The sequence below is a fragment of the Bradyrhizobium sp. USDA 4538 genome, from assembly GCF_024171045.1.
Lineage (GTDB): Bacteria > Pseudomonadota > Alphaproteobacteria > Rhizobiales > Xanthobacteraceae > Bradyrhizobium > Bradyrhizobium australafricanum.
This window is the reverse complement of record NZ_JALJZE010000001.1, coordinates 6,658,014-6,673,991: the sequence shown is the minus strand read 5'-3', so window position 1 is coordinate 6,673,991 and position 15,978 is coordinate 6,658,014. Positions and strand designations below refer to the sequence as shown.

Below are 15,978 nucleotides of genomic sequence, written 5' to 3'. Positions count from 1 at the left end.
CTCTCCGGATCGTGCTCGTTAATGACCGGCGCTCTGGCCACCGTCGACATGCAGGATCTCGCCGGTGACGAAGCCCGCGCCTTCCAGGAACAGCACGGCGTCGACGATGTCCTTGGCTTCACCCATGCGTCCGACCGGATGCTGCTTGGCGAGGAAGTCGTGCGTTGCCGGCGCGTGCATCGGTGTCCTGATCACACCGGGCGAGACCGCGTTCACGCGGATGCCCTTGGCGGCATATTCGATGGCGAGCGACTTGGTGGCGGCGTTCAGGCCGCCCTTGGTCAGCGAGGCCAGCACCGAGGGAACGTTGCTGTTGGCGTGATCGACGAGGCTGGTCGTGATCTGCACGATGTGTCCGGAGCCCTGCTTCTCCATCTCCCCGGCGGCGCGCCGGCTGATGTAGAAGAAGCCGTTGAGATTGGTCGCCAGCACCTGCGCGTAGTCCTGGTCGGTGTAGTCGGTGAACGGCTTGGCCAGGAAGATGCCGGCATTGTTGACCAGCGTGTCGATGCGGCCGAAGCGCCCGAGCGCCTGCTTGACGATGCGGTCGGCAACTTCGGGATCGCCGATGTCGCCGGCGACGGTCAGAATGTCGCTGTCGGTCGACGGCTTGATGCTGCGGGAATTGGCGACGACGCGCCAATTGCGGTCGCGATAGCCCTTGACGATGGCCTCGCCGAGGCCCTGCGACGCACCGGTGATAATGGCAACCTTCTGCTCTGCACCCATGATCTCTCTCCATCTGTTGCTGAAGCGACCCAGCGCCGCTTCGATGGAGAAGAAGCTAGATACATCCGCTTTCCGCGCGAATGTCCGTTATTCGGCAGACACTCTTCCGCGGCGCGAACGAATGGCGCCAGCCTTGCTGGCCTCGCGCGACAGCCGCTCGAAATAGCGTTTCAGCCGCGGCGTCGCGAAATCGACGAAGGCGCGCACCTTGGGCACGTCGAAGCGGCCCTGCGGCGCCAAAAGATGCACCGGCAGCGGCGGATGCTCGTCGCCGGGGAGCAGGATCTGCAACCGCCCGTCACGGATTTCGTCGGCGATGTGATACGAGAACAGCCGGGTGACGCCGTGTCCTTCGCTGGCGGAGGCCACCGCCGCGCGCACCGTGTTGACGACCAGCCGCGGCGTGAACTGGACCGCGCGCGCGATCTTCGACTTCGCGGCCGGCGGGAAGCTCCAGGAGTCGAGCCCGAAATGCGTCATGGCGATGATCTGGTGCTTCGTCAGATCACCCGGCTCGCTGATCAGCGGATGCTGCGCGAGATAGCCGGGCGATGCCGCCACCACGCGGCGCACCTCGCCGAGCTTGATCGCGATGAAACTGGAATCGGCGAGATGGGCGATGCGCAGCGCGACGTCGATCCCCTCGTCGATCAGATTGACGGTGCGATCGAGCATCACGAGCCGCACCGACACCGCCGGATAGTCCGTCATGAAGGCATCGAGCACCGGCCGCAGCAAATCCTCGCCGACCACGACGGGCGCGGTGACGGTCAGCGTGCCGCGCGGCACCGACCGCTCGCCACCCGCCGAGATGTCGGCTTCCTCGAGCTCGCTGAGGATACGACGGCATGCGGCTGCATAGCGCTGGCCGGCATCGCTCAGCTTCAGCGAGCGCGTCGTGCGATGTAGCAGCTCGGCGCCGACATAGTGCTCAAGGAAAGCGATCGCCCGGCTGACCGCCGCCGGCGAGCGCCGCAGTTTCCGGCCGGCACCGGCGAGGCTGCCCTCGTCGACCGCCGCAACGAAAACTTTCATGGCGTCGATGCGGTCCATGACGGCTCCTTCGCTGGAGACACCTTGGACGACATTGACGTCGATCTCTCACTTGTCGCCGAACTGTATCTTGCCGATGACATCGAAATTCGTCCCATTGAGCCGAAGTACAAAGAAATCTCCCATGGCGATCGATGGTTCAAGAACGATGTTTGAGATGTTGAGATCGTGGGTAATCATCACCAGGTTTGCGGAAGACCGATACTCAAGGATGTCTTGCAAGACCCGCTCCTGATCCGAATTCGCCTGGCTTTCGGACAACACACCTGGAGGCATCAGATATTGGACAGGCGTCGCGCGACCGAATGCAAGCTTCCCAGTGTCGATGCAACGGCAATACGGGCTGGTCAGGACCTCTCCGACCGCAATCCCGTGGGCACGGAACGCTTCGCCGATCCGCTTGGCTTGCTCAATGCCGCGGGCGGAAAGGTTTACTTCCTCGGAGCAGTTTCCGGGCGCGAGGTGCCCGATCCCTTCTCGCATATCGACGTGGGTATGGCGCAGCAGGACAACCATGCCGCCTCGCTTCAATGCCACCCAGGCCTGTTCGTCATCGCCAAAGGCGTGACCGGCCGAGATCGCCAGCGAACATGCCAAAGCGAGGAGGACCATTGCTATTCTGCTGCTCAAGACTGAAAGCATTGGTCGGGAATGCTTGGGTTCAACGAGCCCTTAGCGATACCATGGATTCGGTTGAATGATCGAGATCGGGAATGTCGCCGGTTGGCCCATGGCGTCAACATAGGCGTGGCTGCCTGGCGCCGCTCTCGGGGCAAGCGGCCACAGGCATTCGTCGATGCAGGCCTTAGTCGGCCTCCACGTCATACTGCTTGCTGAGATGGTCGCCGATCTGCACCAGCATCGCGACGCATTCGGGATAGCCGGGCCTCGCCACCGTGGCGTCATCGGCGCTGGCGCGAAACTCCCAGCTGTCGCCGTCGCGCAGCACGGAGATGTCGATGCCGTCGGGGCAGTCGGCATGGGCCTTCAACTCGGCCCGCGCCATCGCGATCAGTTCGGCTTCGGTCTTGATCGGCTTGCTCATGTAACGACGTCCTCCCGGCGCTGTGCAACGGACGCCATGGTTGCCGATTTGACGGCACGATGTCGAGAGCATCGCGTGCGATCACAACCAGTTGCAATTGACAAAATACTCGTCCCCGGCGAACATTTGGCAGGGTCGATACCACCCGCCGCTTGCACCCCGCCCGGGGACGGTGAAGGTATCAAGCCATGCTTCAGGCTTCCTTTGCCCGCACGAACGGGTCAGCAACGCAAGCCCCTGACGCTTTCCGTTCGTCGATGCAAAGGTTGATCCCATGCGCGACTTTCGTGATGCCAAGGCCATGGCTCAGACGCTGCGCGAAGCGCTCGGCGCCAAATCGATCCCCCTCACCCACAGCGACAGCCTGGAACTGATCGCCAAACTATTCGGCCAGCGCGACTGGAACACGCTGGCGGCACGGATACGGGCCGCCGGCGGATCCGCCGATGTGCTGCCTTCCGCTCAGCAATCGCCGCCGGACGTCATGCGGCAAGAGATCGCAGTCGCTGTGGCGGTGCTCGACCGCTATGCCGGCTTCTACCAGCTCAGCGAGCAGGCCGTCCTCAGTGTGATGCGCGAGGATCACCACTTGGCTGTACAGCTCACCGGGCAGCGTGCCGTACCGTTCTTTGCGGAGAGCCAGACCGAGTTTTTCGCCAGGGAGGTCGACGCGCAGATCAGCTTTGTCATCGCGGCTGACGGTCAGGCGACGTCACTGATCCTGCATCAAAATGGCGACAAGCCGATGCCGCGCATTGACGCTGCAAGTGCGAAACAAATTGCGGATCGCACCGCAGAGCGTGTGAAGAAACAGTCGCCGGCTCCAGGAACCGAGGCTGCGGTCCGCCGCCTGATCGAGGGGGTCGCATCGGGACAGCCCGACTATGCGGACATGACCCCTGCGCTCGCCGCGGCGACCCGCGAGCAATTGCCACACCTGCAGCCTTTCCTCGCCGACCTCGGCGCGATCGAAGCCACCCGCTTCCTCGGCGTCGGCGCGCAGGGCGAGGATGTCTACAGTGTGCGGCACGCCAACGGCGCCTCGCATTGGCGGATCGCGCTCGACGCCACCGGGATCATTTCGACCGCGTGGGTGTCTGCCGGGCCGTGAGACCCAGCGCGGCTACGGCGCCGCGCTGGCGCGGCGCTCGCCCTTGATCGCCGGCAGCGCGCTCACCGGCGCGACCTTTGGCTTGTCAGTCACCGATCCGGTCGCGACCGGATCGGGCAATGGCGCGCGGGCGGTGGCGTCGGGGAAGCGGGTCTTCATCTCGCGGATGAAGCCGTCGAGCGTGTCGACGCTGGCGGCCATTCGCGCGATCTGGGCGAATTCGGCGCTGGACGTCGCCACCGGCTTGCTGGCCGAGTCGAAGGCGAGCTTGTCGGCATCGCCGGACATCAGCGGCGCGTATTTCTCGCGGAACCGGGACAGCCCGATGGCGTCCTCGGCAAGCGCGTAGCCGACCACGGCGCGGATGATATCGGCCTTCTCGCCCGGATTGAGCGGGGTGAAGTCGCGCCAGCGGTCGCCATAATAGAGCTCGATCTGCTCGGACGCCTCGCGCCAGCGCCGCGACGCCCAATAGATGTCGGAGCGCAGCCGGATTGCCTCGCGGCCGGTGATGTTCGAGATGATGTCGAGCGCGAGATCGTGCCGGCCAACGTCGCTCTGCGCGCGCGCCTCGAGCAGCAGCCGCTGCTGGCGCAGCTCGCCGGAGAGATCCGCGATCCGCGTCGAGCGCAGCGCGGCAATGGCGCGGTCGGGCTTGCGGTTCATCAGATAGACCATCGCAAGGCGCGCCGCGACCTGGGCGCGGGCCGCGCCTTCAAGCCGCTTGTCGACCTGGTATTGCAGGAGGTCGGCGGCCTGGTCGAGCAGATCGACGCCGACCAGGCGGTCGGCGAGACGGCGGATCATCTCGTCGCCGCGGCGGCCGATCGGCGTCAGTTCGCGATATTCGTAGAAGGTGCCGAGCGCATCGATCGGCGACATCTCGTCGCCCCTGGGGCCGAGGTAGAGCTGCACGAACAAGGCCGAGGCGCCATCCTGCGCCTGGCGCGATTCCGGCGCATTCGGCTGCAGCCGGGTCGCCGCACGCGTCACCGCGAAGGCGTCGGCATAGCGCGCCGTCTCGGCGTAGATCTTCGACAGCACATACAGCGTCTTCAGCTCGATATTGTCGCCGCGCCACAGCATCGACAGCAGCTCGAGCTCCTTCAGCACATCGTCGCGGCCGATCTCGCCGCGCTTCTGCTTGAGCAGCGTCTCCAGCAACCTGCCTTCGGCGGCAGCCTGGCGATCGGCCGAATTGGCGGCGAAGCGATAGGCGTCGAGCGCATCCTTCTCCTGGCCGAGCGCCTCGGCCAGCCGGCCGCGCAGCACCGCAACCGCGGGCTTCAGTTCGCCGGGAACGCCGACTACGTCGAGATCGCTCTTGCGCCGCGCGGCGCCGGCATAGTCCTTGACCTCGAGCGAGGCCTTCATCGAGTCCATGGTGACGATGCGCTGCAAATCGGGCGGCAGCGTCGCCACCGCGAATTCGGCGTTTTTGAACTTCTCGCGCGCCTCGGCCCATTTGCCCTCGCGGGCGAAGGCGAGCCCCTTCCACAATTGGGAATCGTAGCCGTTGCCGATCACGGGATTGGCGAGATCCTTGAGGCCCTGCGCCGGGTGGCCGATCAGGATGCTGGCGACCGCGTGCACCATCACCACCGACGCCGTCTCGCTGCCGCGCTTGCTCTCGGACAGGATCAGATTGGCGACACCATGGGCTTCCTGGTACATGCCGCGCGCCATGTAGAAGTCGGCGAGATCGAGCCGCGCCTGCGGCAGCTGCTCGGCATTGGCCGACGCGGTCGCCGCAATCAGGCCGTCGAGCTGCTTGAGGAACGTGTCTGACTGGTTCTTGCGCCACTCGTCCGGATCGAACAACGGCTTCACCGCCGCGGTCGCGCGCTCGGCGGCGACGTCGGCCGATGACAGCGTCAGGCCGCCCGGCCGGCCCAGCATCACCTTGTCGGCGCCGACCTCGGCCTTGACGTCGTCCGCGTTCGGATGAACCACGACGCCGTGGATCGATTCCAGCAGCGAGAGCTCGACGAAATCCTGCCGCTTGATGATGCCGCGGGTCGGCGGCGGCGCGGTCACCACCCAGAGCGTATCGCCGGCGTCGGGATCGACCAGTCTGTGCAGCTGGCCGGGATTGGCGAGCGGTACGCTGACATTGGCGAGCGAGGGCTCCGAGATGTTGCGCACCACGGTGAGCGGCAATGGCGGCTTCTGCACGCGGTCGGCAAAGGTCAGCGTCCAGCTCACGCCGCGCGAGCGGTCGTCGCTTTCGAGCGACGGCATCTGCGGCCGGTTGAGGCGGAAGCGCACCGCCTGGCCTTTCTCCAGCGCGATCCGGCTGACATCTGATATCAGCGAGCCGGCCTTGGCGCGGACCGGATCGACGTCGATTGCCTCAGCCGTGTCGAACACCATCCAAACCGTGTCGGCGCGGCGGAACAGCGCCGCCGGCGTCGCGCCGGGGAATGAGAACGTCACGCGCAGGCCGTCGCTGTCGCGCTGGGCCTCGACCGCGGGCTTGCCGCCGGCACGGGCCTCCGCAGCGGGCGGCGATGGCGCCGCAGCCGCCTCCGGCGCTTCCATCGCCGGCGCGGCGGCGACAGCAGGCCCCGGCCGTGGTGCGTCGGTCACGGGCGCCGTGTTCTGTTCCGCCGCAGAGCCGGCACCACCGTCGTGCGGCGGGGTCGGCGCAGCAGCGTTCTCGGCGTTGGCCGCAGGTGCCGCCGCGATTTTCGGCAGCTCGGGATCGGACGGTTCCGATCGGGGCTGCTCCGTTTTGGCGGGCGCGGCCGCCGGTTGCTCGCTCGTGGCTTGCTCCGGCTTGAGCGGCTCGGAGCGCAGCGGTTCGGACTTGGCAGGCTCGGACTTCGGCGGTTCGGTTTTGGACTGTTCAGGCTTGATCTCGATCTTGGCCTGCTGGGCGATGCTTTCCGACGTCACCGGCGCGATCGCCGCGGCGCCTTTCGGTTTGGCGCGCGGCGTCGGCAACATTGAGCTCAGCGAGGGCTTTGCCGCCTGCTGCTCGTTCTGCTGGAAGGCGACGTCGACGATGTAGTTCTTCTCGTCGCGGAACGAATGCACGTCGACATCGCCCATCAGCGACACGTCGACTGCCGACGTGTCCGTGTCGGCGCGCGCGCTGATCGACGCGACATTCGGTGGGGCGGCGACCTTGGCATCGGCAAGGTCGAAGGTCAGGACCGAGTTGAAGGACAGTGTCAACTTCTGCTCGTTCAGCACCGAGGAGACACTGACCCCGTCGGGCACCTCGAACACGAAACGGACGAAGGTGGGTTGCACCAGCGCGCGAACCCGCACCGGCGGCTTCTTCTTGGCGGCGTCGGCGGCACGCTGCATGCGCAGCAGGCGCTCGGCGGCGCGGGCGCGCTCGGCAAGCTCGCGGATCACCTCCTGCGGCAGCGACGGCGGCGGGCCGGTCCAGCTGTCGGGCAGGAAGTCGATGAAGATGCGCTCGCCGGCGGTCATGGTGTTGATGGAGACGCGGCGCGCCAGCGACAGACGGATCGCCGAGCCGTCGGGATCGCGGCGCGCGGCGCCGACATAATCGGGCACCGCATCCTGCAGTTTCTCGACGGGGATATCGACCGGACGTTTGAAGCGGATCACGATGATCGAGCCGGCGGTCGTGACCTCCGACTCGACATCCTCCTTCAGCTTCAGCACCAGCCGGGCATAGCCGTTCGCGGCAGAGAATGTCGCCTCACCTGGCACCGCGTCTTCGGCCCGCGCCGCAGTCGGATAGGTAAGGGTTGTAAGCGCAAGGGCGGTGGCAAGCAGGCACAGACGCGCGGTCCGCGCCCAGGCGCGGCCTAGCGACCATGTTCCAGCGGCAGCCGTTCGCGCCATCTCGAAACGTTTTCTCGGGACCCCAGCCATACCAAGCGCGAAGCGCCCTCGCCCACGCTTCCCGATCTTGGATCGGGCGGCGTTAAGGAGCTGTTAACGTCAACGGATTGTTTCGGACCGGCCCCTGCCACGGAATGACTGTGTACTATAGTTGACAAATCGACCGCGTTGTGTATGATAATACACCTGATCCAGGTCGTTCAGACCGACGCTTTTGCGCACTGGCTCAACTCGCTAGCCGACATAAAAGCGGTCGCCCGGATCGGCGCACGCATCCGGCGTCTCGAACTCGGAAATCCAGGCGATGTGAAATCGGTGGGCGAAGGCGTGAGCGAGATGCGGATCGATTACGGCCCCGGCTACCGGGTATATTTCACGCGTCGAGGCAAAACCATCGTGCTCCTGCTCTGCGGCGGCGACAAGCGAACCCAAAGCAAGGACGTCAAGGCGGCCCAGAAGATGGTGAAGGAGATTTGAGATGCCGCTCAAGACCACCAAGTTCGACATCAACGATCATCTGAAGACGCTAGAGCAGCAGATCGCCTATCTCGAAGCGGCGCTGGAAGAGGACGATCCCTCGTTCATCGCGACAGCTATCGGCGACATCGCCAGAGCTCGCGGCGTATCGCAGTTTTCGCGCGAAACTGGCTTGAGCCGCGAAGTGATCTACAAGTCATTCCGGCCCGGCGGCAATCCGACTATTGAAACCCTGAACAAGGCGACAAAAGCGCTCGGTTTGAAGCTGAAGCTTGTTCCGAGCGCCGCCTAGCTGCGCAGATCGCGGCGCGCGCTATCCTCGCAGAATTGGAGTCAGCCAGGGGCCCGCTGCGCGGCTGTGACCGGACAGGAATTGGCCTTGCAACGAGCCTTACTCCGCGCTGCCGGGTACCGTGCGCAAATACGCCACGATGGCATCGAGGTCATCTGAACTGATCCGTGCGTAGTAGTGGTATCCCATCGGTCGACCGAGACGGCTGCCGTCGCGGCTGACACCGTCGGTGATCGCACGCTTGATCTCGTCGTCACTCCATGCGCCGATCCCATTGGTCTTGTTCTGCGTGATGTTGCGTGAAACCGAGATACCCCACGGCCCGGAGAATTTGACGCCACCCGCGCCAAGACTGCTCTTGTATTCTCGTCCCCTCGGTCCAATCGGCGTATGGCACGCCATGCAATGCGCGATCGTGACGAGATAGAATCCCTTCTGCACCTTGTCGCTCATCATCGGTTCGGCGAATGGGTTCTCGCCGCCCGGCGGAACGTTCTCGACTTGAGGCACCTTGTAGATCGGATCGGGCACCTTGTTGTGGACCGGCGTGATCGTACGCAAATATGCGACGACCGCGTCGAGATCATTTTCCGTCAGGATGTGATAGAAGCTGGTCGGCATGATCATCGCGGTATGCACGCCCTTTGGGGTTTGCCCGGTCCGCAGCAGTTTCTTGATATCGGCGTCGCTCCAGCTTCCGATGCCTGTTTCCTTGTCTTGCGTGATGTTGGCGGCATGCACTGTGAACGGCGGCTCGTCCCAGTATCCCCCGCCCGAGAACGCCTTCTCCAAAACATCGCCGTTCGGTCCTTTGGGCGTGTGGCAATTGCCGCAAGCCAGAATGCCGTTGACAAGGTAATCGCCCCGCTTGACGAGTTCGGGTTGGGCCCATGCCAGATTGGTGGTGGCGATGACGACAAGCATCATGAACGGGCTACGCATATTGGTTTCCTCGAAATTTCTTGGTGATGAAAAATTCAATTTCTGATCGGGCGCAGCTTCGCGCCCGGCACAAGAGCATTCAATCAATCAACTCAAGCGGCGGTCCATGCGATCGCAATCGCGGAAGGCTCCAAAACAGCGAAGTCACGCTGGCCTTCCTCACGCCAATGCTAGACCCGCATCAAGCACTTTGGCAATGTCCGCGATGGCTCGGTTGCAATGGCCTTGGCGCCGCCAGCGTTGTTCTGCGCCCTTGCTCCCGCGCCAATGGCAACGCGACTGATTTATCGCGGCGGTGGATGCTCCGCCGGATCAAAGCCCAGCAGCCCAGCGCTGGACACTCCCCGCGATGTTACGGAGGTCCGAGTGAGGTACTCCGAACTCAGACCGTCGCGACCTCTCGTTCGCCATGCGCCGCTTGCCCCGTCTGCATGCTCTCCCGGACCAGCAACCAGCAGAACAAGATGATCACCGGAGAACCAAAAGGCAGCGGCTTCACGACCGACAGTTGATAGAGGACAGGTAGGTAGAAGACCATCGGCGCGAGAAACGTCACGCCAAGCACCATTTTCGACCAGGCCGGAAAGCCGACCTTCAACCACTCGCGGAGCATCCAGGCCAGCGGCAGCGCCATGATCAGCATGTCGTAGAACAGGCAGAACGGCGTAATCAGAAGGCAGGCGAGCACGATGATCGAGCGTTCAGTGGCAGCACTGATTTTCTGACGCAACATCCAGACCAGCACACACGTCATGCCCAGCGCCACGAGGCCGTGAATGATAAAGGCCGTGTTGACGCCGGCGCCGAGCAGGCGCGCTGTCGCGTACACACTCTGCAGCAATGAAAACTCGACGTCGCCGTTCTCCAGAGCCTGCCGGGCCGAGTGAGAGACGTCGAGGAAGTTGAGCCACGTGTCCAGGCCGAACAGCAGCGCGGACAGCACGACGAGCGAAATCGACGACATGCCTGCCCAGATCAGCGTGCGCCAGCGACCTGTGACGATCAGGGCGATCGGCACGGCCAACGCCAAATGCGGCTTGATCACCATCAGCCCGAGGATCGCGCCCGCGAGCTTTGGCCTCCGGTCCATGATGTTGAGACCGCACCCAAGGATCGATGCCGTCAGAAAGGCGTTCTGCCCCGCCACGGCATTAAGATAGACCGGCGCATAGGCAAGGATCGCGACCAGGCACCAAGGCGTTCGCAAGATACGCCAGATCACCGCGGCGAACGACGCCGCCGTCATACCAATGAACACGAACAGCGAGACGAAATACGGCGCGAGCGCGAGCGGCACGCACAAAAGCAGCATCGTCGGCGGATAGAAGAACGCCTCGTAGCCCTCTCGCAGGTATGGAGCTTCCGCGAGCAGATGCAATTCGGGCACATAAACCTCGGCGGGATGCCCGGCCAGAACCTGAAGCGAGGCCGCCCAGAACGTCAGGAAGTCCGAGCCGAGCAGAAAGTTATTCGCGCCATAGCCGCCATCGCGGTAAAATAGCAAGAGCGACCTCGCAAGGGTCAGCACCAGCACAATTGCGACGCCACTCACGTATAATCGGGCGCGCGGCGCGGTGAGCCATGGCATGTCTTTCAGCATCGGCAATTCCTGAAACACCACCTTGAGACATAGCGACTTCAATTCCAGAATGACAAATCGGTTGCAACTTAACGCTACCGTTTAAGGCTACCATAACCGGCGTACGCTTCTCGGCGTCGATACGCGTTTGGCTTCGCGGAGACTCCCTCGAGCCCACATCATCGGAGGCGGCGAACATCCGCGTCTGCATCGAGAGGATTACCCCCGGTCCACCAGGCATGCGCGGAACTCCCAGCGATTAACCCAACGCCGCAGGGAGATCGGCCACTCGCTTGCGCCACCGCCAGTTGCGGTATACAACCGCTTACATTTCAAGCAATTCTTAGTTTCTGGCAGTTTCATGAACGGATTTGGAATGGTGCGCGCCCGTGCGGAGCGCAGCGGATACGACCGTGCATTGGCCATTGCCTGCCTCATCGTGTTGGGCTTTACCCTGTACTGCGTGTTACCGAAAGTCGTTGACGGTACCGGCGCGACCGGGCTCGACTTTTCGTGCTTTTGGAGCGCGGGGAAAATGGCTCTCGATGGCCATGCCGCCACCGCCTACGATTGGCCGCGGTTGCGGCAAGCGATCATTCAAATACATCCCAGCTTGAACGACGCTCCGTTCCCCGTTTACGAGGTGCCGATACCGTTTTTCTACCCGCCGTTTTTTCTCTTTGCGGCGACACTGCTGGCACTGCTGCCGTTTCCGACCGCGTTCTGGATCTGGAGCACCGCAAAGCTGCTGTGCTGGGCGCTCGTTGTTTCCGCCATCCGGCTGCGCTTCGCGGTACTGCTGCTGGCATTCGCCGTGCCGGCCGTCCTGTACGATTTCATTGTCGGACAAAGCTCCCTGCTCGCGGCATCGCTGCTCGGCGCGATTCTGCTGACGCTGGACAGGCGTCCGATCGTCAGCGGCTTCCTGATCGCGCTGCTGATCTTCAAGCCGCAATATGGCGTCCTGCTTCCCCTCGTTTTGATCGCTACTGGACGCTGGACCGTCTTCATCACAGCCAGTTTGGTGACACCGGTGCTCTTGCTGCTCACCGGGCTTACCTTCGGCTGGGACACTTTTGAGGGGTTCCGCGAAGCCGCCGTCTTCGCGACGACGCAGTTCCATCTCACCGGCACACTGGCTTGGTACAAACTGCAGAGCGTCTACGGCGTGCTTCGGTTTGCCGGTTTTGGCTATGGATCGGCCATGGCACTGCACGTCGCGGTCGCTGCGGCAGCCGCGACGTGGACGCTGATCATATGGCGCCGCAACGTCAGCTTCGCCGTCAAGGCCGCGAGCCTGCTCGTCGCGACCCTGCTCGTCTCTCCCTACTTCGCGATCTACGATACGGCGCTACTGGCTCTCGCGCTCATCTTTCTGATGAACGCGCCCATGGCCGAACATGGCTCGCTTCTCTCGAATCGCTCCGAACTCCGGATCGGGTTCGGCGTGCTTGTCCTGGCGGGGTTCACCTACCCGGTCGCACTCGTGCCGGTCGGTCCGTTCATGTGCGCGACCCTCATCGCGATGATCTGGATGCGATGCAGGCAACCCGGCGTCAAGTCGGATCTGGCTTACGGCTGAGGAGTCCACCGCCAATTGACGGACTCTCAGATAGCTCCCATCAATTCGTCTTCGGCGTGAGCATCTTGCCTTCGATCTTGGGAAGATCGTCGGTCGAGGCCGACTTGTCGCCGCCGGCACGGCGGGCGAGTTCGACCGTGAGCCGTTCGGCGGCTTCCGGCTGCATCAGGCCGAGGATGTCGGACATCTTGCGCGGCTGGATCTGCGAGGCGATCTGGTAGAGCACGTTCATTTCCAGGCGATCGAACACCTTCGCGGCGTCCTTCGGCTTCATGTTCTCGTACATGGTGACGATGCCCTTGAAGCGCGCGGCATCGGCTTCCGCCTTTGCCGCGGCATCGGCATTCGTCTTGGCATCATTGGCCTTGGCCTCCTCGACCTTGGCCTCGATGCGCTTCTCGGCGGCCTTCAGCAGGCTTTCGCGGATCTCGACCTCGCGCGCACGCGTCTCGAGCTCCTGGCGGCGCGCCTGCAGCCGCTCCAGGATCGCGCGCTCGGATGCCGACACTTGCGGCGGCGCATCCAGGTTGACGACGACGCCATCGGGCTTGGACGGCTCCGCGGCCGGTGCGGCCGGCTTCGGCGCCTCGTCCTTCTTGGCGTCCTTGTGCTCGACCGATCCCGTGATGTCGCCGGGATCGGCCTTGATCTTGCTGTCCACCACCGCCTTGCCGACGCCGGGGAAGTTGAAATTCTGTTGCGCCCAAGATGGGCCAGCCGGGCCGGCCGGCGGCATATCGTCGGCAAACACGTAACCGCCATCGAGCACGAGGCCGGCGACCTTCAGCACCATCAGGCCGAAGATCGCGACCAGCACCACGGGCATCACTCTGATGTCACGAAGCAACTTCATGCAGCGAGGCCGCCGGCCCTCCTGCGCTCGGTGAAGGCTTCAGCCGCCGCGGCAACCGCGTGTGCGGCCGAGACCCTGGGCGCCGGCGCCGCTGGCGCGGCGGGCGCAGCCGCCGGTGCCTGTGCGGGCTCGGACGGCCGCGCGGCCATCGCGATTTTGGACAGGCGGCGCACCACGTGGTCGCCCTCCGCCAGCTGGTTCTTCAGCAGTGCCGACATCTGCGTCGCCGCATCGAGCTGGTTGCCGAGGTTCTCATTGACGTCGCGCACCGCGTGCTTCAACCCGCCGATCGCCCGCTCGGCGATCTCGGTCGCGGTGATCAATTCGGCGATCGTCGCCTTCAGCGAATGCTCGTCGGCCTTCAGCCGCTGCAGGCGCTTGTTGAGCAGCCAGCAATAGCCGATCGTCAGCATCAGCAGCACGGCTACCAGACTCTCGATTGCTAGTCCAAGCACATGACTCATGGTGCCTCCATCATCTTGGTCCGCTCGTCCGCCTTCTCGAACATCGCGAAGGTGGTTTGGGGTTTACGCAAATTCTTGGTGACGCGGATCGCGACACGGTCGCCGACCCGGCCCATGCGCCCTTCGGTCAGGGTGACGTTGCCGCAGCGCACCGAGACCAGCGCGTCGGAGCGGATATCCAGCGGCAGCGTGTCGCCGACCTTGAGCTTCATCAGCTCCTTCAGCGGGATATCGGCCTCATAGAGCACCGCGTCGACCGAGATCTCGGCCTGCGCCACTTCGGTGGCGAAATGGCCTTCCCAGATCGGGTCGCGGCCGAACTTTTCGCCCATGAACATCTGCAACAGCACGTTGCGGATCGGTTCAATGGTGGCGTAGGGCAGCAGCAATTCGACATTGCCGCCGCGGTCTTCCATGTCGATGCGCAGGCGCACCAGGATCGCGGCATTGGCCGGGCGGCTGATCGCGGCAAAGCGCGGGTTGGTCTCGAGCCGGTCGATCGTGAAGGTCACCGGCGACAGCGGCCGGAACGCCTGCTCGGCATCCGACAGCACCACCTCGACCAGGCGCTTGACGAGGTTGGTCTCGATCGTGGTGTAGGGCCGGCCCTCGATGCGCAGCTGGGTCTGGCCGCGGCGGCCGCCGAGCAGCACGTCGATCATCGAATAGATCAGGCTGGAATCGACGGTAGCGAGCCCGAAGTTCTCCCACTCCTCCGCCTTGAACACCGAGAGCACCGCCGGCAACGGGATCGAGTTCATGTAGTCGCCGAAGCGCACCGAGGTGATGCGGTCGAGCGAGACCTCGACGTTGTCGGAGGTGAAATTGCGCAAACTGGTCGTCATCAACCGCACCAGGCGGTCGAACACGATTTCGAGCATCGGCAGACGCTCGTAGGACACCATCGCGGAATCGATGATGGCGCGGATGCCGGAATGGTCGTCGAGGCTAACGTCGCCGACCGTGAAGCCGAGGAGATTGTCGATCTCCTCCTGCGACAGCACGCGCTCGCCATTGGTGCTCTTGCTGCCGAAGTCGCGGCTGCCGTCCTCGACCATGGCGGCCCATTGCAGCGCCATGTTCTCGGTGAGCTCGTTCTTGGCGGCTTCCGCCGCGGCCGCCGCGGGATCCTCGGAATCGAGCGAGGCTTCCCACTGCGCCGCAATGGCGTCCTGGTCCATCTGGTCGTTGCCGGCCATGGCTTTACATCCACCCCGTCACTGGATCACGACTTCCTTGAACAGCACCGCGTTGACCTGGTTAGGTGCCAGCGCAAGGTTGACGCGCTTGGTCAGTTCTTCCTTGAGGCGGAACAGGCCGGCCGAGCCGTTGAGGTCGCTCGGGCGCAGCTCGCGCATGTAGGTCTGGAACAGGTCGGTGACGCGCGGCAGCGCCGGCTTGATCGCCTCGACCTGCTTCTCTTCCTTGACCTCGAGCACGAGCTTCAGCTTGAGATATTGCACGCGCTCGCCGGGCGCGCCGACCAGATTGACCAGCATGTCCGGCACGTCGACGAAGCTCGGCGGCTTCGGCGGCGGCGCTTCGGCGTGCTGCTCCTCGCCGTGGCCGCGCATGAAGACGAACCAGCCGCCGGCGCCCGCGCCGAGCACGACGAGGAAGCCGACGACGGCAATGATCAGCTTGAGCTTGCCCTTCTTCGGAGCGGCCGCGCCCTCGCCGCTGTCCGTCTTTTCCTCGTCCGCCATCGTCCGCCCGCTTCACTCTGAAGGATGCGAACGCGATTTGCCCCAGCCTTGGCCTGAAGACGCGATACAAATGCCGCCGGCGCACACGCGCCCCAATGCCGGCAACACTGGGGTCATAATGGTTAACGGAAGCTTAGGATTTACCATCCACTAGGAAAAAACTGCCGGGCAAACATGGTCAACAAGACCTTTCTGCCGCCCCGGGCCACACCCGATAAAACAACTAAACCATTCAAATAACACACTATTCCAAGTTGGCACGGCTTTCGCTGAGAGGACGGCGTAACCCGCGGGTTTGGGAGAACCCAATGGTTACCGAC

At 63.8% G+C, this 15,978-nt stretch carries 15 protein-coding genes; 4 read left to right on the top strand and 11 right to left on the bottom strand.

The window, feature by feature from the left end; genetic code table 11:
* Positions 1-18 precede the first annotated feature (18 nt).
* From J2R78_RS30270 to J2R78_RS30255, 4 genes are all read right to left on the bottom strand, one after another.
* Positions 19-729: an SDR family NAD(P)-dependent oxidoreductase gene (locus J2R78_RS30270; protein WP_253607879.1), complete on the bottom strand. Its 711-nt coding sequence runs from the start codon at positions 727-729 to the stop codon at positions 19-21.
* An 87-nt stretch (positions 730-816) separates the two neighbouring features.
* Complete coding sequence (locus tag J2R78_RS30265) at positions 817-1,782, bottom strand: LysR family transcriptional regulator (RefSeq protein WP_253607878.1); 966 nt, start codon at positions 1,780-1,782, stop codon at positions 817-819.
* 48 nt (positions 1,783-1,830) lie between these two features.
* Entirely contained in the window at positions 1,831-2,394 is a 564-nt protein-coding gene (locus J2R78_RS30260) for a histidine phosphatase family protein (RefSeq protein ID WP_253607877.1), read from the bottom strand.
* A gap of 193 nt (positions 2,395-2,587) precedes the next feature.
* Positions 2,588-2,827 carry a hypothetical protein gene (locus J2R78_RS30255; RefSeq protein WP_253607876.1) on the bottom strand — a complete coding sequence of 80 codons (240 nt, stop codon included), beginning with the start codon at positions 2,825-2,827 and terminating at the stop codon, positions 2,588-2,590.
* A 274-nt stretch (positions 2,828-3,101) separates the two neighbouring features.
* On the opposite strand from J2R78_RS30255, the gene J2R78_RS30250 reads away from it, so the two are divergent.
* Positions 3,102-3,938 (top strand): glyoxalase superfamily protein, encoded by an 837-nt coding sequence (locus J2R78_RS30250; protein WP_253607875.1) that lies wholly within the window; start codon positions 3,102-3,104, stop codon positions 3,936-3,938.
* Between the two features lie 12 nt (positions 3,939-3,950).
* On the opposite strand, the gene J2R78_RS30245 is transcribed toward J2R78_RS30250, so the two are convergent.
* The gene (locus tag J2R78_RS30245) at positions 3,951-7,763 is read right to left on the bottom strand and encodes a tetratricopeptide repeat protein (RefSeq protein ID WP_253607874.1); all 3,813 of its coding nucleotides are present in this window, start codon (positions 7,761-7,763) and stop codon (positions 3,951-3,953) included.
* A gap of 174 nt (positions 7,764-7,937) precedes the next feature.
* Here J2R78_RS30245 and J2R78_RS30240 point away from each other — a divergent pair, with 174 nt between their 5' ends.
* Both J2R78_RS30240 and J2R78_RS30235 read left to right on the top strand, forming a co-directional pair.
* Positions 7,938-8,240 carry a type II toxin-antitoxin system RelE/ParE family toxin gene (locus J2R78_RS30240; protein ID WP_309145023.1) on the top strand — a complete coding sequence of 101 codons (303 nt, stop codon included), beginning with the start codon at positions 7,938-7,940 and terminating at the stop codon, positions 8,238-8,240.
* Between the two features lies 1 nt (position 8,241).
* Complete coding sequence (locus tag J2R78_RS30235; protein WP_092084956.1) at positions 8,242-8,532, top strand: addiction module antidote protein; 291 nt, start codon at positions 8,242-8,244, stop codon at positions 8,530-8,532.
* 99 nt (positions 8,533-8,631) lie between these two features.
* Here the strand turns inward: J2R78_RS30235 and J2R78_RS30230 are convergent, their stop codons facing one another.
* Both J2R78_RS30230 and J2R78_RS30225 read right to left on the bottom strand, forming a co-directional pair.
* Positions 8,632-9,474 (bottom strand): c-type cytochrome, encoded by an 843-nt coding sequence (locus J2R78_RS30230; RefSeq protein ID WP_253607873.1) that lies wholly within the window; start codon positions 9,472-9,474, stop codon positions 8,632-8,634.
* Between the two features lie 382 nt (positions 9,475-9,856).
* The gene (locus tag J2R78_RS30225; protein WP_253607872.1) at positions 9,857-11,074 is read right to left on the bottom strand and encodes a glycosyltransferase family 87 protein; all 1,218 of its coding nucleotides are present in this window, start codon (positions 11,072-11,074) and stop codon (positions 9,857-9,859) included.
* A gap of 355 nt (positions 11,075-11,429) precedes the next feature.
* On the opposite strand from J2R78_RS30225, the gene J2R78_RS30220 reads away from it, so the two are divergent.
* Positions 11,430-12,635, top strand: a complete 1,206-nt coding sequence (locus J2R78_RS30220; RefSeq protein ID WP_253607871.1) for a glycosyltransferase family 87 protein — start codon at positions 11,430-11,432, stop codon at positions 12,633-12,635.
* A gap of 40 nt (positions 12,636-12,675) precedes the next feature.
* On the opposite strand, the gene J2R78_RS30215 is transcribed toward J2R78_RS30220, so the two are convergent.
* The 4 genes from J2R78_RS30215 to fliL are packed head-to-tail and all read right to left on the bottom strand — an operon-like array spanning position 12,676 to position 15,658.
* The gene (locus tag J2R78_RS30215; RefSeq protein WP_253607870.1) at positions 12,676-13,488 is read right to left on the bottom strand and encodes a MotE family protein; all 813 of its coding nucleotides are present in this window, start codon (positions 13,486-13,488) and stop codon (positions 12,676-12,678) included.
* The gene (locus J2R78_RS30210) at positions 13,485-13,952 is read right to left on the bottom strand and encodes a DUF6468 domain-containing protein (RefSeq protein ID WP_225160169.1); all 468 of its coding nucleotides are present in this window, start codon (positions 13,950-13,952) and stop codon (positions 13,485-13,487) included. Before J2R78_RS30210 ends, J2R78_RS30215 begins: the two co-directional genes overlap by 4 nt.
* Positions 13,949-15,151 (bottom strand): flagellar motor switch protein FliM, encoded by a 1,203-nt coding sequence (gene fliM, locus J2R78_RS30205; protein WP_057018625.1) that lies wholly within the window; start codon positions 15,149-15,151, stop codon positions 13,949-13,951. Before fliM ends, J2R78_RS30210 begins: the two co-directional genes overlap by 4 nt.
* Positions 15,152-15,169: 18 nt before the next feature.
* Positions 15,170-15,658 carry a flagellar basal body-associated protein FliL gene (gene fliL / locus J2R78_RS30200; RefSeq protein WP_225160168.1) on the bottom strand — a complete coding sequence of 163 codons (489 nt, stop codon included), beginning with the start codon at positions 15,656-15,658 and terminating at the stop codon, positions 15,170-15,172.
* Positions 15,659-15,978 lie beyond the last annotated feature (320 nt).